The organism is Zestomonas carbonaria, assembly GCF_904061905.1.
GTDB lineage: Bacteria > Pseudomonadota > Gammaproteobacteria > Pseudomonadales > Pseudomonadaceae > Aquipseudomonas > Aquipseudomonas carbonaria.
The window spans coordinates 51,332-76,563 of record NZ_CAJFCI010000030.1 but is presented as its reverse complement, the minus strand read 5'-3'; the positions used below and the strand labels follow the sequence as shown (position 1 = coordinate 76,563).

The 25,232-nt window shown below is 66.3% G+C and carries 21 protein-coding genes; 8 read left to right on the top strand and 13 right to left on the bottom strand.

All coding sequences use genetic code 11. The features are described from left to right. Positions 1 to 17 precede the first annotated feature (17 nt). The gene (locus tag PSEWESI4_RS07075; RefSeq protein WP_187670487.1) at positions 18 to 2,909 is read right to left on the bottom strand and encodes a monovalent cation/H+ antiporter subunit A; all 2,892 of its coding nucleotides are present in this window, start codon (positions 2,907 to 2,909) and stop codon (positions 18 to 20) included. 434 nt (positions 2,910 to 3,343) lie between these two features. Further along, positions 3,344 to 4,066, bottom strand: coding sequence for a GntR family transcriptional regulator (locus PSEWESI4_RS07070; protein WP_187670486.1), 723 nt, complete (start codon positions 4,064 to 4,066; stop codon positions 3,344 to 3,346). Between the two features lie 251 nt (positions 4,067 to 4,317). Here PSEWESI4_RS07070 and PSEWESI4_RS07065 point away from each other — a divergent pair, with 251 nt between their 5' ends. The 4 genes from PSEWESI4_RS07065 (at position 4,318) to ybaL (ending at position 9,793) form a co-directional block, all read left to right on the top strand. Continuing rightward, the gene (locus PSEWESI4_RS07065) at positions 4,318 to 5,703 is read left to right on the top strand and encodes an aspartate aminotransferase family protein (RefSeq protein WP_187670485.1); all 1,386 of its coding nucleotides are present in this window, start codon (positions 4,318 to 4,320) and stop codon (positions 5,701 to 5,703) included. A gap of 107 nt (positions 5,704 to 5,810) precedes the next feature. After that, the gene (locus PSEWESI4_RS07060) at positions 5,811 to 7,178 is read left to right on the top strand and encodes a glutamine synthetase family protein (protein WP_187670484.1); all 1,368 of its coding nucleotides are present in this window, start codon (positions 5,811 to 5,813) and stop codon (positions 7,176 to 7,178) included. A 91-nt stretch (positions 7,179 to 7,269) separates the two neighbouring features. Continuing rightward, complete coding sequence (locus tag PSEWESI4_RS07055; protein ID WP_187670483.1) at positions 7,270 to 7,752, top strand: acyl-CoA thioesterase; 483 nt, start codon at positions 7,270 to 7,272, stop codon at positions 7,750 to 7,752. Between the two features lie 334 nt (positions 7,753 to 8,086). After that, positions 8,087 to 9,793, top strand: a complete 1,707-nt coding sequence (gene ybaL / locus PSEWESI4_RS07050) for a YbaL family putative K(+) efflux transporter (RefSeq protein ID WP_187670482.1) — start codon at positions 8,087 to 8,089, stop codon at positions 9,791 to 9,793. Between the two features lie 97 nt (positions 9,794 to 9,890). Here the strand turns inward: ybaL and pdxY are convergent, their stop codons facing one another. Then, positions 9,891 to 10,757, bottom strand: coding sequence for a pyridoxal kinase PdxY (gene pdxY, locus PSEWESI4_RS07045; RefSeq protein WP_187670481.1), 867 nt, complete (start codon positions 10,755 to 10,757; stop codon positions 9,891 to 9,893). A 94-nt stretch (positions 10,758 to 10,851) separates the two neighbouring features. Here pdxY and PSEWESI4_RS07040 point away from each other — a divergent pair, with 94 nt between their 5' ends. Continuing rightward, positions 10,852 to 11,280 (top strand): DUF3301 domain-containing protein, encoded by a 429-nt coding sequence (locus PSEWESI4_RS07040; protein WP_187670480.1) that lies wholly within the window; start codon positions 10,852 to 10,854, stop codon positions 11,278 to 11,280. On the opposite strand, the gene PSEWESI4_RS07035 is transcribed toward PSEWESI4_RS07040, so the two are convergent. Genes PSEWESI4_RS07035 through PSEWESI4_RS07025 form a run of 3 tightly spaced genes read right to left on the bottom strand, consistent with a single transcriptional unit; the run spans position 11,265 to position 13,528 of the window. Then, positions 11,265 to 11,636 (bottom strand): DUF7079 family protein, encoded by a 372-nt coding sequence (locus tag PSEWESI4_RS07035; RefSeq protein ID WP_187670479.1) that lies wholly within the window; start codon positions 11,634 to 11,636, stop codon positions 11,265 to 11,267. The genes PSEWESI4_RS07040 and PSEWESI4_RS07035 overlap by 16 nt on opposite strands. Before the next feature lie 9 nt (positions 11,637 to 11,645). Then, on the bottom strand, positions 11,646 to 12,524 hold the full coding sequence (locus PSEWESI4_RS07030) for an alpha/beta fold hydrolase (protein ID WP_187670478.1): 879 nt from the start codon (positions 12,522 to 12,524) through the stop codon (positions 11,646 to 11,648). Positions 12,525 to 12,559: 35 nt separating this feature from the next. Continuing rightward, positions 12,560 to 13,528: a CobW family GTP-binding protein gene (locus PSEWESI4_RS07025; protein WP_187670477.1), complete on the bottom strand. Its 969-nt coding sequence runs from the start codon at positions 13,526 to 13,528 to the stop codon at positions 12,560 to 12,562. Between the two features lie 74 nt (positions 13,529 to 13,602). On the opposite strand from PSEWESI4_RS07025, the gene PSEWESI4_RS07020 reads away from it, so the two are divergent. Continuing rightward, positions 13,603 to 13,956 (top strand): NADH:ubiquinone oxidoreductase, encoded by a 354-nt coding sequence (locus tag PSEWESI4_RS07020; RefSeq protein WP_187670476.1) that lies wholly within the window; start codon positions 13,603 to 13,605, stop codon positions 13,954 to 13,956. Between the two features lie 69 nt (positions 13,957 to 14,025). Here the strand turns inward: PSEWESI4_RS07020 and zigA are convergent, their stop codons facing one another. Next, positions 14,026 to 15,231, bottom strand: a complete 1,206-nt coding sequence (gene zigA / locus PSEWESI4_RS07015; protein ID WP_187670475.1) for a zinc metallochaperone GTPase ZigA — start codon at positions 15,229 to 15,231, stop codon at positions 14,026 to 14,028. A 13-nt stretch (positions 15,232 to 15,244) separates the two neighbouring features. Then, positions 15,245 to 15,649: an RNA polymerase-binding protein DksA gene (dksA, locus tag PSEWESI4_RS07010; protein WP_187670474.1), complete on the bottom strand. Its 405-nt coding sequence runs from the start codon at positions 15,647 to 15,649 to the stop codon at positions 15,245 to 15,247. An 83-nt stretch (positions 15,650 to 15,732) separates the two neighbouring features. On the opposite strand from dksA, the gene folE2 reads away from it, so the two are divergent. Both folE2 and cls read left to right on the top strand, forming a co-directional pair. Continuing rightward, positions 15,733 to 16,632: a GTP cyclohydrolase FolE2 gene (folE2, locus tag PSEWESI4_RS07005; protein WP_187670473.1), complete on the top strand. Its 900-nt coding sequence runs from the start codon at positions 15,733 to 15,735 to the stop codon at positions 16,630 to 16,632. Between the two features lie 55 nt (positions 16,633 to 16,687). Further along, positions 16,688 to 18,130 carry a cardiolipin synthase gene (gene cls / locus PSEWESI4_RS07000; protein ID WP_187670472.1) on the top strand — a complete coding sequence of 481 codons (1,443 nt, stop codon included), beginning with the start codon at positions 16,688 to 16,690 and terminating at the stop codon, positions 18,128 to 18,130. Positions 18,131 to 18,163: 33 nt separating this feature from the next. On the opposite strand, the gene PSEWESI4_RS06995 is transcribed toward cls, so the two are convergent. From PSEWESI4_RS06995 to PSEWESI4_RS06975, 5 genes are all read right to left on the bottom strand, one after another. Then, positions 18,164 to 18,562 carry a DUF1850 domain-containing protein gene (locus tag PSEWESI4_RS06995; RefSeq protein ID WP_187670471.1) on the bottom strand — a complete coding sequence of 133 codons (399 nt, stop codon included), beginning with the start codon at positions 18,560 to 18,562 and terminating at the stop codon, positions 18,164 to 18,166. Positions 18,563 to 18,575: 13 nt separating this feature from the next. Further along, on the bottom strand, positions 18,576 to 20,606 hold the full coding sequence (locus tag PSEWESI4_RS06990; RefSeq protein WP_187670470.1) for a TRAP transporter permease: 2,031 nt from the start codon (positions 20,604 to 20,606) through the stop codon (positions 18,576 to 18,578). 121 nt (positions 20,607 to 20,727) lie between these two features. Beyond that, positions 20,728 to 21,681: a TAXI family TRAP transporter solute-binding subunit gene (locus PSEWESI4_RS06985; RefSeq protein WP_187670469.1), complete on the bottom strand. Its 954-nt coding sequence runs from the start codon at positions 21,679 to 21,681 to the stop codon at positions 20,728 to 20,730. Between the two features lie 208 nt (positions 21,682 to 21,889). Then, positions 21,890 to 23,236, bottom strand: a complete 1,347-nt coding sequence (locus tag PSEWESI4_RS06980; RefSeq protein ID WP_187670468.1) for a sigma-54-dependent transcriptional regulator — start codon at positions 23,234 to 23,236, stop codon at positions 21,890 to 21,892. A gap of 226 nt (positions 23,237 to 23,462) precedes the next feature. Beyond that, positions 23,463 to 25,211 carry a sensor histidine kinase gene (locus tag PSEWESI4_RS06975; protein ID WP_187670467.1) on the bottom strand — a complete coding sequence of 583 codons (1,749 nt, stop codon included), beginning with the start codon at positions 25,209 to 25,211 and terminating at the stop codon, positions 23,463 to 23,465. Positions 25,212 to 25,232 lie beyond the last annotated feature (21 nt).

Below are 25,232 nucleotides of genomic sequence, written 5' to 3'. Positions count from 1 at the left end.
CCCTCGGGGTTTGCCATCTAAAGGCTGGCTCGATTGCCAGTCGTTTCTTCCACCTTGCCGCCCGGCATACGGTGGCTGCGAATGGACTGGTGCGCCAGACCGACGAGAATCAGCACCGTTGCCCCCACCACCAGCAGGAAAATGCCCAGATCGAACAGGAAGGCGCTGGGCAAGGGTATTTCTCCTAGCACCGGCAATACCGGGTGCGCCGAATGACTGGTCAGGAACGGATAGCCGAACACGAAAGCCCCCATGCCGGTGAGCAGGGCAAACCACAAGCCCGCCGCTATCCAGTAATGGGGGCGAATCGGCAAGTGCGACTCCACCCAGAGCGAACCCGCCACCATGTATTGCAGGATGATGGCCACCGACATCACCAGGCCGGCAACAAAGCCGCCACCGGGCGCGTTATGGCCACGCAGGAACAGATAGATGGCGATCAGCATCAGAACCGGCATCAAAGCACGCACGAACACCGCCGGAATCATCAGGCTGCCGGTCTTGGCTTCATCTCCCGGGCGGAGGCTGGAGGCGCTGTTTTGCTGCTGGGGTAACGGAATGCTCTCCGGCGCGGGCCGGAAACGACGCAACAGGGCGTAAACCGTCAGCGACACGATGCCGAGCACGACGATTTCGCCAAAGGTATCGAAGCCGCGGAAATCCACCAGGATCACATTCACGATATTGCTGCCGCCGCCTTCCGGCAGGGCGCGCTCGACAAAATAGGAAGCCAGGTGTTCGCCACGCTGGCGGGTCAGCAACAGCCAGGCGAGCATGGCCATGGCAAGCCCGACGGCACTGGCGACCAGGAAGTCACGGAAACGCCTCGCACGGTCGGCAACAGTTTCCTGGATACCGGTTTCCTTCGGCTTCAGTCGCGGCGGCAGCCAGCGCAATCCCAGCAGGATCAGCACCGTCGTCACCACTTCCACGACCAGTTGCGTCATGGCCAGGTCCGGCGCCGAGAACCAGGCGAAGGTCAGGCAGGTAACGATACCGGCCCCCCCCATGAAGGCCAGCGCCGCCAGCCGATGAAACTTTGCCTGATGAGCTGCCGCAATGGCACACGCGCCCCCTACCAGCCAGAGCAGCGCAAAGGCCGGGTCCCACGCCGGCAACGACCAGTCGACGGCCACCATGGTGCGATTGATGGCAACACTGCCCAGCAACAGCACGGTAACGACGACAAGCAGCAGTTGGCGTTGCAGGTTATCGCTGCTGAAGCGGCTTTCCACGAAGCCGGCAAAGCGCGTGATGGACAGCAGTACCTGGTCGAAATAGCGCTGACCGTCGAAGCGGTACAGAAGAGGCGCCTGTTCGCGGGAAGTAATGCGGAAATGTTTGCGCAGGACGAAATACAGCAGTACCCCGCAAGTCATGGCGACGATACTCATCACCAATGGCAGGCTGAAGCCATGCCAGATGCTGAGGCTATATTGCGGCGTCATCTCGCCCAGTACCGCCTGCACCCCTAGATGCAGGTAAGGCCCGATGGTCAAGGCGGGCAGCACACCTACGACCAGGCAAATCAGCACCAGAAACTCCACGGGGAAACGCATCCAGTGCGGTGGCTCATGTGGCGTGCGCGGCAGGTCCGTCGCCACCGGCCCGAAAAAGACCTCGTAAACGAAACGCAGCGAATAGCAGACGCTGAAGGCGCCGGCCACGGTGGCCGCCACCGACATGAACCAGTTGTGGGTATCGCCCACGTTCACGGTTTCAGCGAAGAACATTTCCTTGGACAGGAAGCCATTGAGCAGGGGGACCCCGGCCATCGAGGCCGCCGCCACGATGGCCAGTGTGGCCGTGATCGGCATCTGCTTGCGCAAGCCACTCAGGCGGCGCAGGTCCCGTGTGCCGCTTTCGTGGTCGATGATGCCCGCCGCCATGAACAGCGACGCCTTGAAGGTGGCGTGATTGAGAAGATGGAAAATGGCCGCCACCGCCGCCAGGGGCGTTCCTATCCCCAACAGCAGGGTAATCAGTCCAAGGTGGCTGATGGTGGAGTAGGCCAACAGCCCCTTCAGGTCATGCTGGAAGATCGCGAGGAAGGCTCCGATCAGCAGGGTCAGCAGGCCTGCCGTGCCAATCACCCAGGTCCAGGCTTCGGTACCGGACAACACCGGCCACAAGCGCACCAGCAGAAAAACCCCCGCCTTGACCATGGTGGCCGAGTGCAGATAGGCCGACACCGGAGTGGGCGCCGCCATGGCGCGCGGCAGCCAGAAGTGGAAGGGGAACTGGGCGCTTTTGGTCAAGGCCCCCAGCGCCACCAGAATCAGTATCGGCAGATACCAGTCATGTGCCTGAATTTCCTCGCGGGCCGCCAGCACCACATCCAGGTCGTAGCTGCCGACGATCTGCCCCAGCAATATCAGGCCAACGAGCAGGCACAACCCACCCGCGGCGGTCACGGTAAAGGCCATGCGCGCGCCACGCCGCGCATCGGCCCGGTGATACCAGTAACCGATCAGCATGAAGGACGTCAGGCTGGTCAATTCCCAGAACAGCACCAACTGGATGAGGTTGCCGGACAGCACCAGCCCCAGCATGGCGCCCATGAAGGCCAGCAGAAAGGAGAAAAAGCGTGGCACCGGATCTTTCGGCGACATGTAGTAGCGCGCATAGAGCACCACCAGAAAACCGATGCCGCTGACCAGCAACGAAAACAGCCAGGAAAAGCCATCCATGCGTATGGTCAGGGCGAGTCCCCAGGCTGGTATCCAGGGAATGTCGTAGCGCAACACGCCTTCTTGCGCCATCTGGGGGTACAGCAGCAGTGTCAGCACCAGACAGGCAAGCGCTATCGATCCGGCCAGCCAGGCTTCCAGATTCCGGGCGTTGGCACGCAGCAGGGCAGCAAGAACACTGCCGATGAAGGGCAGCAGAACGATCCAGTACAACAGCATAAGTGTGTCCAATGGTGTAACGGAGAGCCGCCAGAAGCGCCGCCAAGCGCGAGAAAGGCCAGTCCCGTGTTTTCGGCCAGGCTGAGTTTGCCACCCCGATCGTCATCAAAGAAACCACGATGGCCAAACACGCTATTGCACTGGGCGAGCTTGCCGAGAGAACCCCGGGCACCGAGCCGCCATTCCCCACCCCTTGCAGCGGCTCGAGGCCTGGACAAGGGTTCGCGTCGGTATCACGGACATCTTCCCCAACGACGACGCCATCGTCCGCCTGGTCGGGACGACGTTGCCGAAGCAGAACGATGAATAGGGGGCTGCAATGGCTCAGTGACAATCAGTCTGCCGGTTATCCGCCGTGACTGGCCGAGTCTCCGCAGGCCCGATTGTAGAGCCATGGCAGCTACGCCACGTCCCCCGGGACACAATCTGAAACATCAAACCCGCTGTTCTTCCTCCAGCGCCAGCAAGCCTAGCAAATAGTGTCCGAAATATTTCAGGTCCTGTTCCAGCGCCTGCCGGGCCGCCGCGCCGTCGCCACGTTCCAGGGCATCCAGGACATCGCCATGGAACTGATTCAGGCGCAATGACAGGTCCGCTTCGCTGAACAACCTGTTGAAGAAGGGGCCTACCTGTAGCCAGAGCGAGTCGATCAAGCGCAGTAAAAGAGGGTTTTCGCAGCGCTGGTACAGGTGCAGGTGAAAATGGCTGTTGTGGCTCAAATACTGTTCGATGCTGCCTTTTTGCACGGCGTCCTGCATCGTTTCGACGCAATTGCGCAAACAACGCAGGTCATCGCGGGTCAACCGCGGCACCGCTAGGTCGACTGCAAGGCCTTCGAGTGCCAGGCGCACCGATAGAAGTTGTTCGTAGCGTTCGCGGGTCATTGCCGGGACCCGCATCGAGCGTTGCGGTTCTCCCTCCAACGCGCCTTCGGCAACCAGGCGCTGGAGCGCCGTGCGGACCGGCATGGCGCTGGTTCCCCACTGCCGGGCCAGATCGCGGATCTTCAGCGCCTGGCCGGGGCGGTAGCGTCCCGCCAACAGGTCGGCGCGAATGCTCTGGTAAAGCTGCTCCTGCAAATTGTCCGCAGGTTTTGCCTGCGCCGGGTCCGCGGGCGGTGCGGGCAGTTGCTCGAAGGTCAGGCTGCAATTACGCATGGATACTCCTGTTTCTGTGATCACAGGGTTCGACAATCGACGCCATTGTACCGCCGGCTCACGGTCTGTTCACGACCCGTTCCGGAACCGGCCTCCTGACAACGAGCCGAACCGATGTTGTTCTGATGGCGAGGCCATTCTAGCAATACCCGGGGTTCCTCCGAGAAGCCGGGGCCCCTCGAAGGGAACCCGCTATTGACTTATTTGTGATCACAAATAGCATGTTCAGGAAATCGTACGAGGTGTCCGACATGACTGCCAGTGGTATCGCCGAGCACGCCGTGGAAACCTTCGCCGCCCGCGAGCGGCAGCGTTTCCTGGAACAGAACCCGAAATCCGTCGCCCTGGCCGAACGCGCCCGCCATTCGCTGTTCGGCGGCGTGCCGATGCACTGGATGGCCGACTGGTCGACGCCCTGCCCGCTGTTCGTCGAACGCGCCCAGGGCGCGCGCTTCCATGACGTGGACGGCCACGAATACATCGACTTCTGCCTGGGCGACACCGGCAGCATGTTCGGCCACTCGCCGGCGCCGATCGCCAGGGCCCTGGCCGAACAGGCGGGCAACGGCCTGACCACCATGCTGCCCGGCGAGGATGCGGTGGTCGCCGGTGAACTGCTCGCCGGGCGCTTCGGCCTGCCCTACTGGCAGGTCACCGCGACCGCCACCGATGCCAACCGCTACGTGCTGCGCTGGGCACGGGCGATCACCGGGCGCAAGGTGCTGCTGGTGTTCGACGGCTGCTACCACGGCACCGTGGACGACGTCATGGTTCGCCACCGCGACGGCCGAACGGTGCACCGCTCCGGGCTGGTCGGCCAGGCCCACGACCTGACCCGCTACAGTCGCTCGATCCCCTTCAACGACATTGCCGCCCTGGAGGCCGCGCTGGCCCAGGGCGACGTCTGCGCCCTGCTCTGCGAGCCGGCGATGACCAACATCGGCATGGTCCTGCCCGAGCCCGGCTTCCTGCAGAAATGCCGCGAGCTGACCCGCCGCTACGGCTCTCTGCTGATCGTCGACGAGACCCACACCATCTCCACCGGCATCGGCGGCTGCACGAAGCTGTGGGGACTCGACCCGGACTTCTTCGTGCTCGGCAAGCCGATCGCCGGCGGCGTGCCCTGTGGCGTGTTCGGTTGCAGCGCGGCGATGGCCGACGCCATGTCCCAGGCCCGCCGGCACGCCAGCGAGCACAGCCATGGCCACAGCGGCATGGGCACCACCCTGTCGGCCAACGCCCTGGCCATGCACTGCATGCGCGCCAACCTCGAACAGGTGATGACCCAGGCCGCCTACGACCACATGCTGCCGCTGGCGGCGCGGCTGGCCGAAGGCTTCCGAGGGCTGATCGGCAAGCACGGGCTGCAATGGTCGGTGACCGAACTGGGCGCGCGCTGCGAGTTCCAGTTCTGCCCGCAACCGCCGAAGACCGGCGCCGAGGCGGAAGCGGCCTTCCACGACGACTTGCAGATGGCCCTGCACCTGTACCTGATCAACCGCGGCATCCTGATCACGCCGTTCCACAACATGACCCTGTGTTGCCCGGATACCTCGGAAGCCGATGCGGATCGGTTGATCGCCACTCTGGATGAGGCGTTGACCGAGCTGCTGGCCATTCCTGGTGCGCGTGAGTGAATGTGAGGTCAGGCGATGATGCTGGCGGATGGGACGGACTCTCCTCCCCACACCAGCCCTCATTCAGAACGCACCCCACCAACCAACCCCCTCCGCGAGAACCCACCATGCGATTCGCCGATCCCCGGGAAGCCCAGGACTTCCTCGCCCAGCACCCCGAAGTGCGCAGCTTCGAGCTGATCCTGATCGACGCCAACGGCGTACCACGCGGCAAGCTGCTGCACCGCGACGAGTTGCTGGCCGTCTACCAGCACGGTCGCCCGTTGCCCAGCTCGATCCTCGCCCTGACCATCCAGGGCGAGGACGTCGAGGACAGTGGGCTGGTCTGGGAGGTCGCCGACGCCGATTGCTGGACCTATCCCCTGCCCGGCAGCCTGTGCCTGCAACCCTGGCGTGCCACGCCGACCGGCCAGTTCCAGGTCAGCATGCACCCGCAGCGTGGCCTGCCGGCCGCCCCGGCCGATCCGCGCCACGTGCTGGTACGCGCCATCGAGCGGCTCGAGGCCGACGGCTACCACCCGGTGATGGCGGTGGAGCTGGAGTTCTACCTGCTCGACAAGCAGCGCGACGCGCAGGGCCGGCCGCAGCCGGCGTTGCAGATGAACGGCGTGCGCCCGCAGGCGCCACAGGTCTATGGCGTGCATGAGCTGGAACAGTTGCAGCCGTTCCTCGACGACCTCTATTCCGCCTGCGAGGTGCAGGGCCTGCCGGTACGCACGGCGATTTCCGAATACGCGCCCGGCCAGCTCGAACTGACCCTCGAACACCGCTTCGACGCCTTGCAGGCCATCGACGAGGGTCTTCGCTACAAGCGCCTGGTCAAGGGCGTGGCCAACAAGCACGGCTTGCAGGCCTGCTTCATGGCCAAGCCGTTCGGCGACCAGGCCGGCAGCGGCCTGCACCTGCACGTCAGCCTGGCCGACGACCAGGGCAACAACCTGTTCGCCTCGGAAGATCCCCAGGGCACGCCGCTGCTGCGCCATGCCATCGGCGGGATGATGGCTACCCTGCTCGACTCGCTGGCGATCTTCTGCCCCAACGCCAACTCGTTCCGCCGCTTCCAGGCCAACAGCTACGCGCCGCTGGCCAAGAGCTGGGGCGTCAACAACCGCACCGTGTCGTTCCGCGTGCCCGGCGGCCCGGCGCAGAGCCGGCATATCGAGCACCGTATCTGTGGCGCCGACGCCAACCCCTACCTGGCGGCGGCGGCGCTCCTTTCCGGAATCCGCTACGGCATCCGCCACCAGAGCGACCCCGGCCCGGCCATCGAGGGCAACGGCTACGCGCAAGCGACCGAGTTCCTGCCCACCGACTGGCTCACCGCGCTGCACGCCCTGGAGCGCTCGTCCTGGGCCGAGGAAGCCTTCGGCGCCGGCTTCCTCAAGGTGTTCCTGGCCATCAAGTGGCACGAGTACCGCCAGTTCATGGGCGAGGTCGGCGAGCAGGACTGGCGCTGGTATCTGAACCACGCGTAGGCGTCGAAGCCTGCCCCGGAAACGATAGAAATCGTTCTCCATACGCCCGGCGCCGGTTAAGGTATCCGCAGAAATGACCGAGGAGTCACCAATGGAAGCCGGCGCCGCACAACTGAGCATGACCGTCCTGATGACCCCGGACAAAGCCAACTTCTCCGGCAACGTCCACGGCGGCACCCTGCTCAAGTACCTCGACGAGGTCGCCTATGCCTGCGCCAGCCGCTACGCCGGCTGCTACGTGGTGACCCTGTCGGTGGACCAGGTGGTATTCCGCGAGCCGATCCACGTCGGCGAGCTCGTCACTTTCCTCGCCTCGGTCAACTACACTGGCACCACGTCGATGGAGATCGGCATCAAGGTGATCACCGAGAACATCCGCGAGAAGTCGGTGCGCCACACCAACAGTTGCTTTTTCACCATGGTCGCCGTGGACGAGCAACGCAAACCCTGCGCGGTGCCGCCGCGGCAGCCGGAAACCGCCGACGAGCGCCGGCGCTTCAAGCAGGGCCAGCAACGACGGGCCCTGCGCCAGGAACTGGAGCGCCGCTACCAGGACATCCGCGAGGAGAGCTGAAACAGCGAAAAGTCTGAAAACGCGCTGGGGGCTGGACGAGACAGCCGCCCCACATGCAGCTTCGCGCCGCCTTTTCGTCCGGCTTTCCGGCCTCCAGCGCCCTTCTCGATTTTCCGCTCGCCACATCCTGTTTAAAAATCAACAGCTTGTATTCACAAAACTGGCACGCTAGCTGCGTTAGAATGTCGCCTCATTGCGCTCCGCCCGAGTCCTGGGCACGGCCGCGCTGTCTCCCCTCCAGTGCCTCGTTCCGCCGTCAGAGCCATTTTTGCCGCGCCGGTCTTGCCCAGCCCGAATTCGCGCGGCCAGCCATTCAGTTCATACGGGAGATTCGATGCCACACCATACGCCCCTGATCGCCACTATCGCCGTGGGCTTCGTACTCGCCTATTTCCTCGGCGCCCTCGCCACCCGCCTGCGCCTGTCGCCGCTGGTGGGCTACCTGATCGCCGGTATCCTTGTCGGCCCCTTCACCCCCGGTTTCGTCGCCGACAAGGAACTCTCTCACGAGATTTCCGAGATCGGCGTGATGCTGCTGATGTTCGGCGTCGGCCTGCACTTCTCGCTGAAAGACCTGATGTCGGTGAAGCACATCGCCATTCCCGGCGCCCTGGCGCAGATCGCCGTGGCCACCCTGCTCGGCATGGGCCTGGCCTGGATGCTGGACTGGGGCCTGGGCGCCGGCCTGGTGTTCGGCCTGGCGCTGTCGGTGGCCAGTACCGTGGTGTTGCTGCGCGCCCTCGAGGAGCGCCAGTTGCTCGACAGCCGGCGCGGCAAGATCGCCATCGGCTGGCTGATCGTCGAGGACCTGGTAATGGTGGTCACCCTGGTCCTGCTGCCGGCGCTGGCCGGCGTGCTCGGCGGCAACTCGCAAGGCAACGAGGATGCCGGCGTGTTGATGCCGCTGCTGATCACCCTGGGCAAGGTCAGCCTGTTCATCGCCCTGATGGTGGTGGTCGGCCGCCGCCTGATCCCCTGGATGCTCGAACGCACCGCCGGCAGCGGCTCGCGCGAGCTGTTCACCCTGGCGGTGCTGGCCATCGCCATGGGCATCGCCTACTTCGCCGCCCAGGTGTTCGGCGTGTCCTTCGCCCTCGGCGCCTTCTTCGCCGGCATGATGCTCAACGAATCGGAACACAACCACCGCGCCGCCGAGGACTCCCAGGGGCTGCGCGACGCCTTCGCGGTACTGTTCTTCGTCGCCGTGGGCATGCTGTTCGACCCGGCGATCCTGATCCAGCAACCGGCCGCGGTGCTGGCCACCTTCCTGATCATCGTGTTCGGCAAGTCGCTGGCCGCGCTGCTCATCGTGCGCGCCTTCGGCAAGCCGCTGAGCACCGCGCTGACCATTTCCGCCAGCCTGGCGCAGATCGGCGAGTTCTCCTTCATCCTCGTCGCCCTCGGCGTCGGCCTCGGCCTGCTGCCGGAAGCCGGCCGCGACCTGGTCCTCGCCGGGGCGATCCTGTCGATCCTGGTCAACCCACTGTGCTTCTCCATGATCGACCGCCTGCAACCCTGGCTCGACGTGCGCGAGAACACCGTGCCGGCAGATACCCCGAGCGCCGCCGAGGAGCCCGACGACATCCCGGTGATCCACGAAACCGAGCACGCCATCCTGATCGGCCACGGCCGGGTCGGCAGCCGCATCAGCCGGCGCCTGAGCGAGGAAGGCGTGCCGCTGGTGATCATCGAGGACAACCGTGCGCGCGCCCAGGAACTGCGCGAGGAAGGTTTCAGCGTGGTGCTCGGCAACGCGGCCAGCAACCATGTGCTGGACCTGGCCAACGTGGACAAGGCGCGCTGGCTGCTGATCGCCATCCCCAACGCCCTGGAGGCCGGCCAGATCGCCATGCACGCGCGGGCGGCCAACCCCGGCCTGGACATCATCGCCCGCGCCCACTTCGACGACGAGGTGGAATACCTCAGCGAGCACAACGCCGACCTGGTGGTGATGGGTGAGCGCGAGATCGCCCGGGTGATGTTCTCCCGCCTTGGCCTGGACAGCCAGAGGTCGATGACACCGGACTCGACGGCGGCCTGAACGGTTTTATTGGGTCCCCGCGAACGCGGGAATCCAGCAAACAACGTCGTAGGGTGGAAAACCGCGAAGCGTTTTCCACCAATAGCGAACACCGCGCCTACAGCCGCTCGGCGGCGAACTTCAGGCGCGGGTGGGCGATGCGGTCCTGGGCCCGCACCAGTTGCAGTTCATAGCTGGCGCAGGCCTGGGTCTCCAGCAACACCTCGTGCACCGCGGCCGACGTGAACTCGAAGGCCGCGCGCAGATCGTCGCCAAGCAGCACACGGCCGAGGAATAGCCCGGACGTCAGGTCGCCGACGCCCACCGGCTGGCGCGGGAAGGCCAGGTAGGGGCGGCGTATCAACCAACGCTCGCCGGCAGTCACCAGCAGCATCTCGAAACAGTCCTCGTCCTTGCCCGGATAGCTCAGGTGCTTGACCAGCACCGCCCTGGGTCCGCGCACCAGCAACGCCTCGGCCATCTCCACGCAATCGGCCAGCGACGTGGGCCGGCGCCCGGCGAAGCTGTCCAGCTCAAGCTGGTTGGGACACAGGAAGTCGGCCAGCGCCGCCGCTTCCTCGAGAAGGAACTCGCCTACCTCCGGGGCGACGATGCACCCCTTCTCCGGGTGCCCCATCACCGGGTCGCAGAGGTAGAGGGCGCGCGGGTTGGCCGCCTTGATCCGCGCCACTCCGGCGAGGATCGCCCGGCCCTGGGCGGCGCTGCCCAGGTAGCCGGAAACCACTCCGTCGCAACGGCCCAGTTCGCCGATCGCGGCGATACCCTCGATCAGCGCCGGGATCTGCTCCGGTGGCAGCACCTCGCCGGCCCACTGGCCGTACTGGGTGTGGTTGGAGAACTGCACGGTATTCAACGGCCAGACATTGACGCCAATGCGCTGCAACGGGAACACCGCGGCGCCGTTGCCGGCGTGGCCGAATACCACGTGGGACTGGATGCTGAGCAGGTTTGGGGTGTGAGGCATTAGACGAATTTCCATATGGCGAGGGTCGAGTATCGCGCTATCCGCCACGCGCGGCGATGATAAGCTGAGTGTCCCCGCCCGTGACGGAACCGCCATGCTGACCCTGGGTAACCTGTTCGTCCTGATGCTGCTCGCCACTGCCGGCGCCTGGCTGTGGCACGCCCACGGCCTGCGCGAGCGCGCCCTGGAGCTGGTCAAGCAGCACTGTGCGCGCGCGGACGTGCTGCTGCTCGACGACAACGTCGCCCTGCGGCGCATCGCCCTGCTCCCCGACGCCCGTGGGCGCAAGCGGCTGGCGCGAGTCTACGGTTTCGAATTCACGGTCACCGGCGAGCAGCGCCATGCCGGCAGCATCATCCTGTTCGGCCGCCACCTGGGCGGCATCGAACTGGCGCCGCATCCCTTCGATGCCCGCGCCGAGGCGGATGCGCCGGTGCCGCTGGAACACCCGCCGGTGGAGTCGAACGCCAAGGTGATCTCGCTGAATGACTGGCGGCGCCAGCACGATCAGTGGAACTCCTGATCCAGCAGCGCCTGGATACGCCGCCAGTCGGAAGCCGTCGCGTAGGTCATCGGCCGGCGAAGCAGGCGACATTTCCAGCGGTGCCAGCGGCTTTCCCGCCGCCGGCGGTTGCGCAGGCAGCCGGCCGCCAGCCAGCCCGCATCGAACCCCGCCCAGGCGCCCGCCGCCACCCACAGGTTGGGCCACAGCAGCGGCGCCACTTCGTACAGGTAGATCGCCTCGAGCTCCTGCCGCGACAGGCCGCTGGCAACCAGCTCGGCGGCCACCCAGCGCAGCTCGCTCTCCTGCAGCTCGGTGTCCAGCCACAACGTGGACAGCGCCTGCCAGACGCGGATACGGGAGGCTTCGGGGTTCATCCGCCGCGTTCAACTGCGCTGCAACAGGAAGTCCGCCACCCGCCGCGCGCTGTCCTCGGGGAACTCCTGCATGAAGCAGTGCCCGCCGGCCACCTGATGGGCGCTGACATGGGCGTTCTGCGCGGTGAGCCGCGCCACCGACCGGGCGACGAAAGGGTAGGTGCGCTGGCCGTAGAGGATCAGGCTGGGGGTGACGATCTTGCCCAGCGACGGCCACAGGCGCTTCGGGCACGAGGAGAAGATCTCCGCCTCGCGGCTCGGCCGGCACTTCAGCTCGATGCCACCCTCCACCTCGACCATCGCGTGCTCGACGAAGGCCCATAGCGCCGCATCGGTCCAGCCCTTGTAGATACCGCGCCCGTGCAATGCGCTGTAAGCCGCCAGCCGGTCGTTCCAGCGGCTGCGGCGGGCGGCGGCGCGCGCCGCCATGCCGTTCTTGCGGCGCACGCCGAGCACTTCGGCGAAGCTCATCACACCGATCATCGCCGGGGTGAACAGCACCGGGTCGAGCAGTACCGCGCGCTGGAACAGTTGCGGCCACTTGGCCAGGATCAGGCAGCTCAACACCCCGCCGAAACTGTGCCCGGCAGCGAAGCGCGGCACTTCGCCGAAGCGTCCGCGACCGCTCTCGAAAGCCTCCACCGCCAGCTCGGCGCTGCGGTTCCAGCCATGGAAACGGCCACCATGGTCGCTGTCGCCATGGCCCTGCACGTCGCACAGCCAGAGGTCGAACTCATCCGCCAGCCGCTTGAGCATCGGCTCGTAGGTGAGCCCGCAAAAGCCATTGCCGTGCAGGAAATGCAGCAGCGGCTTGCCGGACGGTTCGCTGTGCCAGCCGCGCAGGGTGAAACCGGCGGAAGTCGCATGGGACCAGGGGTGGAGGATCATGGAGGCGTGCAATCGACGGAAAATGGGAGGGCAGTTTAGCCCTGTTGCAGCCGACAGGCAGCCATCCCCGTTCGCAACACCTCTTCATCCTGCGCCTCGGCGAAGATCAGCTCCAGGCGCGAATCCTTGCGCCATTCGCTGGCCCGCCAGTGCGGCGCTTCGCCGTCCAGGGCGTTGGCCGACAGCCAGCCGGCATTGGTCTGCAACACCAGCTTGGCGCGCCGCCAGGGCAGGCTCGCGAGCCATTGCTGCACGCGCAGCAGCTCGAAGCTCTGGCTGGGGTGCCAGCGCCAGCCGATGCTCCAGCCTTCGGCCTGGGCCTGTATCCGGCAGATCGGTTCGTCCGGGGTGCGCCACAGCGCTGGCGGCGGCGCGGCACCACCCGGCAGTCGTTCGGCATCGACAGCGCCGGCCTGTACGTCGTGGCCGGGCAGTTCGACGAAGGGCAGGCGACCCTGGCTGGTCCAGCGCAGCAGTACGTCCGGCAGGGCCGCGACCAGGCGCGCCCGGGCCACCTCGTCCAGGCTTTCCGCCTTGTTCAGCAGCAACAGCCCGGCCCCGCCCAAAGCCGCCTGCTGGCTATCCGGCAGCGCCTGGCCATCGGCCAGGGCGGCGGCGTCCAGCACCAGCACCGTGGGTTGCACGGCCAGCACCGAATCCCACGGCGGCTCGCCCAACTGGCGCAGCAGCTCGGCGGGATGGCCGAGCCCGGAAGGTTCGATCAGCAGGCGCTGCGGCTTCGCCCGGCGCAGCAGGCGACCGAGCCCGACCTGGAACGGCGCGCCGTTGACGCAGCACAGGCAGCCGCCAGCGACTTCGGCCAGTCGCACGCCATCGCCGCCGTCATCCAGCAACGCGGCATCCAGGCCGATCTGGCCGAACTCGTTGATCAGCACCGCCCAGCGCTCGTGCGCCGGACGCTGGGCCAGCAGGTCGCGGATCAGGCTGGTCTTGCCGGCGCCAAGCGGGCCAGCGATCAGGTGGGTGGGGATATGCGTCAACATCTGCCTATGCTGCGGCTTGTACCGGCCAACGGGAAAGCCCTAGAGTGCAGCGCATCGCTTCCGGAGACCAGTCCATGCGCCACCTGTTCGCCCTGCTCTGTTCCGCCCTTCCCCTGCTGGCCCAAGCCGAAGCCTGCGTGGTGCACACCCAGGGCAACCGGCTGGACGTCAAGGTCTGCCAGCAGAACCAGAGCATCCCGCCGCAGATGTTCCGCGACGGTTTCTGCCAGCCGCAGCTCAAGGGCCAGAAGGTCGAGGTGGAGTTCGTCGCGCAGTGCCCGCAGGGCTCGTTCGGTGTCTGCCGCAACGCCCAGGTGTCCAACCTGCCCTATCGCCAGGACATCCACTACTACGGCGTGGAGAGCGACGCCAACTACCTCAAGCCCTACTGCGAGCGGCAGAACAAGGGCGTGTGGATGGCTCGCTAGCCCGAACTGCTCATGGCCTGTAGGAGCGCGCCATGCGCGCGATTCACGGCCATGGGCCGCTCCGCGCTATCAGGCCACCTCCCTGGTCCAGGGGCCGAACGGATCGGGCAGGCATTGCCAGGCCTCCACGCCGGCCGCCATTTCCGCATCGTCGAGCAGGCAGGCGTCCAGTTCGGCGGTCAGGCGCGCGAAGTCGATATTCTGGCCGATGAACACCAGTTCCTGGCGGCAGTCGCCGACCTGCACGTCCCAGTGCCTGAGGATCGCCTGCAGGCTCTCTTCGTCCTGCGGCCAGTGCGCCTTCGGTACGAAGCGCCACCAGCGCCCGGCCGGGCCGTGACGCATCAGGCCGCCGGCCTGTGACCAACTGCCGGCCTCGCGGTACTGGCTGGCCAGCCAGAAGAAGCCCTTGGAGCGCAGCAGGTTGCCGTTGTCCCATTCGCGGGTGAGGAAATCGTGGAAGCGCTGTGGGTGGAACGGCCGCCGCGCCCGGTAGGCGGTCGAGGAGATGCCGTATTCCTCGCTTTCCGGCACGTGCTCGCCGCGCAGCTCCTTCAGCCAGCCCGGCGCCTGCGCCGCGCGCTCGAAGTCGAAGCGTCCGGTGTCGAGGATGCTTTCCAGCGCTACCTGGCCCATGGACATCGGCAGGATCTCGGCGTGGGTGTTGAGGCTGCGGAGAATCGCCGTCAGTTCCTCGAGCTGGGCACCGGAAATCAGGTCTATCTTGCTGATCAGAATCACATCGGCGAATTCCACCTGCTCGATCAGCAGGTCGGTGATCGCGCGCTCGTCCTCCTCGCCCAGGGTCTCGCCACGGCTGGCCAGGCTCCGCGCGGCATGGAAGTCGGGCAGGAAGTTCACCCCGTCGACCACCGTGACCAGGGTATCCAGCCGCGCCAGGTCGGACAGGCTGCGGCCCTGCTCGTCGCGGAAGGTGAAGGTCTCGGCCACCGGCAGGGGTTCGGAGATGCCGGTGGACTCGATCAGCAGGTAGTCGAAGCGTCCCTCGCGGGCCAGCCGGCTGACCTCTTCCAGCAGGTCCTCGCGCAAGGTGCAGCAGATGCAGCCGTTGCTCATCTCGACGAGCTTTTCCTCGCCACGCGCGAGGGTGACGTCGCGCTGCACTTCGCTGGCGTCGATGTTGATTTCGCTCATGTCGTTGACGATCACCGCCACGCGGCGGTTCTCACGGTTCTTCAGGACATGGTTGAGCAGCGTGCTCTTGCCGGCGCCGAGAAAGCCGGATAACACGGTGACAGGGAGTCGCGGGTCCATCGGGAATACCTCTTCAGCTATCACGGAGATGTTTTTCGCGCCGTTCCTGGCGTTCTTTCGCTTCGATGCACAGGGTCGCGGTGGGCCGCAGCAGCAGGCGGCGCAGGCCGATCGGCTCGCCGGTTTCCGCGCACCAGCCGTACTCGCCGCAGGCCAGGCGTTCGAGCGCCCGGTCGATCTTGTCCAGCAGCTTCTTCTCGCGCTCGAGCAGGCGCAGTTGCCAGCGGCGCTGTTCCTCGGCGCTACCCTGGTCGTTGGGGTCGCTGATGAACTCCTGCTCGCGCAGCAGGACGAGTTCCTCGTCGATGCGTGCCTGCAATTCGTGGCGCTGTTCCAGCAGCAGGTTGCGGAAGAACGCCTGCTGGGCATCGTTCATGTAGGCGGAGTCCGGTTGGGCGAGCAGTTCCTGTTCGGTCATGGCGGGCTACTTCATGGGGCTTGAATCATTAATGTTATATTATAACAATAACAATCGACCAAGCCCTCCGCGAGAACCTCCCGATGAACGCCCTGACCACCCTGCCCGATATCGCCGGGCAAACCCGTGAAGATCCGCTCGCCCTGGACTGGGTGGGCATGTGCGGCATCGCCCTGCCGGTGCGGCTCGATGGCGAACGGCTGATGGCACGGGCCGATGCGGGTGTCGACCTGGCCGACGGCGCGGCGCGCGGCATCCACATGTCGCGCCTGTACCTGGCGCTGGAGCGCCTGGAGCATGAGCCGCTGTCGCCGGCGTCACTGAGGCGGGTACTGGAAGCGTTCCTCGACAGCCACAGCGGCCTGTCCACCCGCGCACAGTTGCGACTGCGCACGGAAGCACTGCTCCAACGCCCGGCGCTGGTCAGCACCTTGTCCGGCTGGAAGGCTTATCCGCTGCAAATCGATGCAGGCCTGGATGCGCGGGGGTTTCACGTGGAACTACGGGTGGAAATCGGCTATTCGTCGACCTGCCCGTGTTCCGCGGCACTGGCCCGGCAACTGATCCAGCAGCGCTTCGCCGACGATTTCTCCGCCAGGCCGCCGGACCACGAGGCCGTGCTGGCCTGGCTGGGCAGCGACCAGGGTATCGTCGCCACCCCGCACAGCCAGCGCAGTACCGCCCAGGTCCGGGTACGCCTGCATGAAGATTGCGCATGCATTCCCCTGAAAGGCCTGGTCGATCCCCTCGAACAGGCGCTCGGAACCGCGCTACAGACGGCGGTGAAACGCGCCGACGAGCAGGCCTTCGCCCTCGCCAATGGCCAGAATCCGATGTTCTGCGAAGACGCCGCGCGCCGCCTGCACCAGGCCCTTCGCCGGTTGCCGGACATCGATGGCTTCCACCTGCGCGTCGAACATGCGGAGAGCCTGCACGCCCATGACGCGGTGGCGGAAAGCAGTTGGAACTGGCGTGGGGATTGAACGCTTCGCTACGCCAGGTAGTCTGTGAGGGAAGTCTCGCGAATAAGAGCCAGGCATGGATCTCGCCGCCATTCCCCACCTGTTCGGTTACCTGATCGCCAGCGTCCAGTTGCTCGGCGTGATCGCGGCGATCCACGCGGTGCTCACCGTGCGCACCGCGCAAGGCGCCATCGCCTGGGCGCTGTCGTTGCTGTTCATGCCCTACCTGACCCTGGTGCCCTACCTGGTGTTCGGCCGCAGCAGCTTCGACGCCTATATCCGCGCGCGGCGCCAGGCCAACCGCGAGATGCACGACGCCATGGCCGACCTCGACTGGCGCCCGTGGGTCGCCGAGGCGCTGGCCGCGCGCCGCTCGACCCAGACCGGCAAGCTGCTGGCAATGCCGCGGCTGAGCCCGATGCCACCGCTGGCGCATAACCAGGTACGCCTGCTGATCGACGGCGAAGCCACCTTCGAGGCGATCTTCGCCGCCATCGCCGCCGCCCGCCAGGTGGTGCTGGTGCAGTTCTTCATCATCCGCGACGACCCGCTCGGCCGCCGCCTGGCCGACCTGCTGCTGGAACGGGCCGCCACCGGCGTCGGCGTCTACCTGCTCTACGACGGCATCGGCAGCCACACCCTGCCGGCCGCCTATGTCGAACGCCTGCGCGCCGGCGGCGTGCAGGTCCACGCCTTCGCCACCCGGCGCGGCATGCTCAACCGCTTCCAGATCAACTTCCGCAACCACCGCAAGATCGTCGTGGTCGACGGCGAGGTCGGCTTCATCGGCGGTCACAACGTCGGCGACGAATATCTCGGCCTCAAGCCCCCGCTGGCGCCCTGGCGCGACACCCATATAGAGATCCGCGGACCGGTGCTGACCTGCCTGCAGGAGACCTTCGCCGAGGACTGGTACTGGGCCGCGCGCCGCCTGCCGCCGCTGATCCTGCCGAGCAGCTTCGGCGACGGCGGCATGCTCTGCCAGTTGATCGCCAGCGGCCCGGCGGATTCGCAGGAGACCTGCTCGCTGTTCTTCGTCGAGGCGATCCAGGCAGCGCGCGAACGGCTGTGGATAACCAGCCCCTATTTCGTCCCCGACGAGTCGGTATTCGCCGCGTTGCGCCTGGCGGTGATGCGCGGCGTGGACGTGCGCATCCTGCTGCCGGCGCGCCCCGACCACAAGATCGTCTACGCCGCCTCCACCCTGTTTGCCTTCGAGGCGTTGCGCGCCGGGGTCCGCATCTTCCGCTACCAGCCGGGTTTCCTGCACCAGAAGGTGATGCTGATCGACGACGATAGCTGCGCCATCGGCAGCGCCAACCTGGACAACCGTTCGTTCCGGCTGAATTTCGAAGTCATGCTGCTGACCCACGATGCGGGCTTCGCCGACCAGGTGCAGCGCATGCTGGAGGAGGATTTCCACCGGGCCTACGAACTCAGCGTGGAGGACGACCAGAAGGTCGACCGCCTGCGTCAGTTGGGTATGCGAGTGGCGCGGCTGATCTCGCCGATTCTTTGAAGAAAGGGGTGGCCGGCGCTCGTCGCGCCGGACTCAACCCGCCCCGGAGCCGGTTTCGCAGCTCCAGAGTTCCAGCGCCGGCCGGTCCGCTTGTGGCGGGCCGACCCAGTCGCCCAGGGGGCGGCAACGCTGGTCGATACACAGTTGGTAATCCCCTGCCTCGGGCGTACGTCCCAGGCGCAGGGGCTGCAAGGGCGGCAGATGGCTCTGGTAGTGCCAGGCCCCCTCGCGAAGTTCGGCGCCGTCCGGAATCTCCATGCCGGCGCCAGAACCCTTGATCCGCGCCTCGCCGAGCAGCAGCCCGGACGGCGTGACGCGGTAATCCTCTTCCCAGCGAATCTTCTCGATCGTATGGGTCCAGGCCAGGGTGAAGGACGGAGCCGGCAGCTCCGCCCAGACCACCCCGGCCAGGCCCATGCAGAGTCCGAGCATGCTCCGCCCGGCCTCAGGCCGTGGCCGCCAGGGCGTTGGCCCGGCGCGCGCGCCAGACGTGCTGAGCCATCAGCAGGATGCCGAGGGCATAGCCGAACTCGTCGGTCAGCGGCATGGCCAGCACCAGGGTGAAACCGGCGACCAGCGCCAGCAGGCGCTCCCACCAGGCCAGCGGCGCGCTGTAGTAGCCGACCACGGCGATCCCCCACAGGCCCACGGCGAATATCGCCTTGACCACCATGTACAAGGTGGCGGTCCAATCGTCGCCCTGCATCATCAGCGCCGGGTCGTAAACCGCCATGAACGGCACGATGAAGCCGGCGATGGCCACCTTGACCGCCACCAGGCTGATCTTCAGGCCGTTCTCCTTGGCGATCGGCGCGGCGGCGAAGCAAGCCAGCGCCACCGGCGGGGTGAGGTCCGCCATCAGGCCGAAATAGAACACGAACATGTGCGAGACGATCAGCGGCACGCCCAGCTCCAGCAGCGCCGGCGCGGCGATGGCGCTGGTGATGATGTAGTTGGGGATGGTCGGGATGCCCATGCCCAGCACCAGGCAGGTGAGCATGGTCAGCACCAGGGACAGGAACAGGTTGTCCTGGCCGATGGCGAGGATGTAGCCGGCGAAGGTGGAGGCGATGCCGGTCAGCGAGACGATGCCGATGATCACCCCGACCAGGGCGCAGGCGATGCCCACCGGAACGGCGTGGCGAGCGCCCTCGACCAGCGCGAACACGCAGGCGGTCAGGGTCTCGCGGCCGCCCTTGATGAACCAGCAGCCGGCCACCAGGGCGGCGATGACGCCGAAGATCACCCCGATGCCGAGCTGGAAGAAGCCGGCGCAGAGCACGCCCAGCGCCACCCAGAAGGCCATGCGCAGCCAGAACGAGTTGGCGCGCAGGATGATCGCCGAACCGAGGATGACGATGGCGGTCAGCGCCAGGCCCACGGTGCCGGAGAACATCGGCGTGCGTCCGGTGAACAGCAGGTAGACCAGCACCGCCAGCGGGATCAGCAGGAACCAGCGCTCCTTCACCGCCGCCCAGGCGCTCGGGCACTCATCTTTCGGCAGGCCCTTGAGGTTGTGCTTGATGGCCTCCAGGTGAACCATCCAGAACACCGAGCCGAAGTACAGGCAGGCCGGGATCAGCGCGGCCTTGGCCACCTCGACGAATGGCACGTTGATGGTCTCGGCCATGATGAAGGCCACCGCGCCCATCACCGGCGGCATGATCTGGCTGCCCATGCTGGCCGTGGCCTCGATGCCACCGGCGAACGCCGGCTTGTAGCCGAAGCGCTTCATCAGCGGGATGGTGAACTGGCCGGTGGTGACCACGTTGGCCACCCCGGAGCCGGTGATGGTGCCCATCAGCACCGAAGACACCACGGAGACCTTGGCCGGGCCGCCGGTGCGATGGCCGAACATACCCATGGCGAAGTCGGTGAACAGCTTGATCATCCCGGCCTGCTCGAGGAACGCGCCGAACAGGATGAACAGGAAGATGTAGGTGGCCGACACATAGGTCGGCGTGCCGTAGAAGCCCTCGGTGCCGAAGGACAACTGATTGATGATCTGGTCGAAGCCGTAGCCACGATGGGCAAAGTCACCCGGCAGGTACTGGCCGAACAGGCCGTAGGCGAGGAACGCGCCGCAAACCAGCGGCAGGGCGATGCCCATGACCCGCCGCGCCGCCTCGAAGATCAGCACCAGCAGGGTGACGCCGACGATCAGGTCGCTGGTGGTCAGGTCGCCGGAACGCTGGATCAGGTCGGCCTCGAAAATCCACTGGTAGGCGAAGGTGGCCATGCCCGCCAGGCCCAGCAGCCAGGCCAGCGGCTGGAACGGCCGGCCATTGCCCCTGGACGGGTAGCAGAGGAACACCAGCAGCAGCAGGAAGCCGATATGGCCGGCGCGCAGCACCTGGCTGGACACCGGATGGAAGGCCGCGGTGATGATCTGGTAGATGGAAAACAGCAGCGCGGCATAGAACAGCGCTTTCGGCCACTGGTTGGGGCTGGCGTGCAAGCCTTGTTGTTCGCTCATGATGACAAGGTCCCTGGGGCGAAAAGACGAACGCTCGCAAGATGGGTAGGGACGCACAGGCGCAACCCATCCTGCAAACTCCGGACACCCTCTCCCAGCGGGAGAGGGGAATCGGCCTGCCTTACTGGATCAGGCCCTGCTCCTTGTAGAAGCGCTCGGCGCCAGGATGCAGCGGGATCGGCAGGTTGGCGGTGGCGTGCTCCAGCTTGATGTCCTGGGCCGCGGAGTGCGAAGTGGCCAGGCGCGGCAGGTTGTCGAACATCAGCTTGGTCATCTGGTAGGCCACGTCGTCGGACACTCCTTCATGGCTGACCAGGATGTTGGTGATGGCCACGGTGGGCACGTCCTCGTCCTGACCATCGTAGGTGCCGGCCGGGATTACGCCCGCCTGGTAGGCGTCGCTCTTGATGTTGGCCACCACCTCGGCGGGGACCGCCACGAAGTTCAGCGGCACCATTGACGCCAGGTCGCGAATCGCCGCCATGCCCAGACCGGAAGATTGCAGGGTGGCGTCCAACTGGCGGTTCTTGATCAGCTCGACCGACTCGGCGTAGGGCATGAACTCGACGCGGCCCATGTCCTTGTAGCTCAGGCCGGCGGCTTCGAAGATGGCGCGGGCGTTCAGCTCGGTGCCGGACTTCGGCGCCCCCACGGAGATGCGCTTGCCCTTGAGGTCTTCCAGGGTCTTGATCCCGGATTCCTTGCTGGCGACGATCTGGATGTAGTTGGGGTAGGTACCGGCAATGGCACGGATCTTCTTCAGCGGAGTCTTGAAGCCGGCGTCTTCGACACCGTTCCAGGCATCTTCCACCGAGTCGCCCAGGGCGAAGGCCAGTTCGCCACGGCCGGCCTGCAGCAGGTTGAGGTTTTCCACCGAGGCCTTGGTCGCCTGCACCGACGCACGGGCGCCATCGATGCTGCCGTAGAGCTGCGACAGGGCCACGCCGATTGGGTAATAGACCCCGCTGGTGCCGCCGGTGAGGACGTTGATGAAGGTGGGCGCGGCATAGGCCGCGGTGCTGGCAGTGATGGCCGCGGCAGCGGCGAACAGACTCAGGCGCTTGGTCAGTCGCATGGGGGAATCTCCATTGTTTTTATGGTTGTCGGCGCTGCTCGATGCCACGCCGCTGGAGACAGCCATAGCAGGGCCCGTGCCAAAGCCGGAAAGGCCCATTCCAGAGGGGTTTTCAAGATTGGAGGGGTGGTTTTTGCGCGAGAATCCGCCGACCCGGGACAAGGTATCGGCAAGATTCCGCCGATACCACGCCGCCCTGCAGGAGCGGCTACGCCTGCTCGTCGCTGCCGGCCGGAAGGTAGTCGCCACGGCTCAGGCCATGGCGCTGCATTTTCTCGTTGAGGGTGCGTCGCGGCAGTTGCAGCAGCTCCATCACTGCGGCGATGTTGCCCTGGCAGTGCATCAGGGCATTGTGCAGGCACATGGCCTCGAAGGCTTCCATCTGCTGGGCCAGGGACTGCCCGGAGAACCCTTCCGGCGGCGGGCTGCTCAGGCCCAGGGCATGGCGTTCGGCGGCGTTGATCAGCTCGCGCACGTTGCCCGGCCAGTCATGGCCGAGCAGCCGCGCCAGTTCCATGGGCGACAGCGGCGGTGCCTCGCGGCCATGACGCTCGGCCGCCTGGGCGGCGAAATGCTCGAACAGCAGCGGAATGTCCTCGCGCCGCTCGCGCAGCGGCGGGATTTGCAGCACGGCGACATTCAGGCGGTAGAGCAGGTCCTCGCGGAAACGCCCGGCCCTGACCTCTTCGAGCAGGTCCGGCTTGGCCGCGCTGATCACCCGCAGGTCGACCTTGATGCTCTTGTTGGAGCCGAGCCGCTCCAGGGTCTTCTCCTGCAACACGCGCAGCAGCTTGACCTGCTGCGCCAGCGGCATGCCCTCCACTTCGTCGAGGAACAGGGTACCGCCGTCGGCGTGCTCGATACGCCCGATGCGCTTGGCCTGGGCGCCGGTAAAGGCACCGCTCTCGTGACCGAACAGCTCGCTCTCGAAGATGCTCTCGGGAATCGCCGCACAGTTCAGGGCCACGAAGGGTTTGCTCGCGCGCGGGCCGAAGTCGTGCAGGCAACGGGCGACGCGCTCCTTGCCGCTGCCGGTTTCGCCACGGACCAGCACGTTGACCGGGGTCTGCGCCAGCTCGATGATCTGCCGGCGCAGGTGCTCCATGGGCCTGGAAACGCCCAGCAGGCTGGCTTCGATATGATCCTTGAGCGCCGCGTGCTGACGTAGCTGGCGGTTCTCGCAGACCAGCCGGCGCTTGTCCAGGGCGCGGCGCACGCTGTCCAGCAGGCGCTCGGGGGTGAAGGGCTTTTCGATGAAGTCGTAGGCGCCCTGGCGCAGGGCCTGCACCGCCATGGGCACGTCGCCGTGGCCGGTGACCAGGATCACCGGCAGGTCGCGGTCCACTTCCAGCAGCCGGTCGAGCAGTTGCAGGCCGTCGCTGCCGGGCATCCGCACATCGCTGACCACGATGCCGGGGAAGTCGCGATCGACCAGGGCCAGGGCCTCGGCGGCGCTGGCACAGGCGTTCACCTCGAAGCCGGACAACTGCAGCCACTGCTGCACCGCCTCGCGGATCGCCGCTTCATCATCGACCACTATCACCCGACCAGTCATGGCACCTCCTGTTTCGACGGCGGCAGTGTATATCGCACCCGGCCCCGTAGGAGCCAGCACAGTCGTAGTCGTAGGGTGGATGACGCTTCACCCATCCACCACAGCCACGGATTCGACGGTGGATGAAAACAGCGTCAGCTACGCGCCACGATCCACCCTACGCCGATCAGCCTGTAGCCCGGATGAAATCCGGGAACACCACACCGCCCCCCGGATTGCATCCGGGCTACGGCGCCACCGGCAGGCGCAGGGTGAACACCGCGCCGCGCTCGCCGTTGGCCACGCTCAGGCTGCCGCCCAGTTCGCGCACGATGCCATAGGATACCGCCAGTCCCAGGCCCAACCCCTGCCCCACCGGCTTGGTGGTGAAGAAGGGCTCGAACACCCGCGCCAGGTCGTCATCGGCGATGCCGCCGCCACTGTCCCCGACTCGGAGCAGGCAATCGCCGCCGTCGCGGGTGATGGACAGCTCGAGCACCCGCTCATCCGCCTCGGCCATGGCGTCCAGGGCGTTGTGCAGCAGGTTGAGCAGCACCTGCTCCAGGCGGATGGCATCCCCCAGCACCTGGACCTCTGAATCGAGGCGGCTGTGCAAGCGCACCTGTTCGTTGCGGATGCGCGGCGCCAGCAGTTGCAGGGCCTGCTCCAGCACCTCGGCCAGGCGCAGCCGTTCGCTCAGGCCCGCCGGGCTCTTGCGGGCGAAGGTCTTGAGGTGGCCGGTCAGCGCGGCCATGCGCTGCAACAGTCCATCGACCCGTTGCAGCCCCTCGCGCACCTCGTCGTTGCGGCCGCTGCCGTGCAGCAGGCGCAGGCTGCCGAGTTGCATCTGCAAGGCGGTCAGCGGCTGGTTGATCTCGTGGGCCATGGCTGCCGACATCTGCCCGAGGGCGGCCATCCGGGCGGCATGCACCAGACCTTCCTGGGCCTGGCGTAGCTCGGCGGTGCGCAGCGTCACCTCCTGCTCCAGCCGCTCGCGAATCCCGGCCTGCAGGCGCTGGTTCTTGCGCCGCTGGGCGAGGAACAGCAGGAGGAAGGCCAGGGTCATCCACACCCCAGCGGCGGCCAGGCGGTAGCTGCGCACCGTATCGGCCAGGCTGCTCGGCTCCATCAGCAGGTGCAGGGTCCAGTCTTCATCGGGCATGGCCAGGCGCTGCCAGAGGTAGTCACGAGCACCGTCCGGGCCATCGACCTGCATCCAGTCGCTGCCGTCGTCTATGAGCCTGTGACGTTGCAGCGACAGCGGCCGCAGGGCCTGCTCGGCGTACCTGCGCACCTCCACCAGTTCGGCGCGGGCCGCTTCGTCCAACGCCTGCAAGGCCCGGAAACGCCAGGCCGGCCGGTTGCTGAGGACCACCACCTGGTAACTGTCGGTCACCAGCAGCACGCCGGGCTGGTCGACCCACTCGCGTTGCAGTTCCTCCAGTTCGAGCTTGACCACCAGCACGCCAAGCAGGCTGCCGTCGACGTCGCGCACCACATGGGAAAGGAAGTAGCCGGGAATGCCGGTGGTCACGCCAACGGCGAAGTAGCGGGCCCCTTCGTTGCGCAGGGCATCCTGGAAGTAGGGGCGGAAGGCGTAGTTGTTGCCGACGAAACTGCTCCAGTCGCGCCAGTTGCTGGCCACCAGGGTTTCGCCCTGGCGGTCGAGCAGATAGAGCACGGTGGAACCGGCCGCCTCGTTGAGGCGCTCCAGCCGCCGGTTGAGGGCCTGGCGCAGGGCGTCGTCGCCGGGAGTGCGCAGCAGGGCCTTGATGTCGCTGTCCATGGCCAGCAACTGCGGTACCGAGCTGAAACGCTCCACCAGGGTACGGATCGACTGGGCATAGAGCAGCAACTGGCTGTGCGCCTCGCCGCTACGCTCGGTCCAGGCGCGCTGCTCGGCATAGCGCCCGGCCAGCCAGCCGCTCAGGAGCAGGCCGGCAATGATCGCCAGTACGATAAGAACGACGCGGTAGCGCTGCAGCGAAGCGGGCATGGATGGCTCGGGCGGACGAAG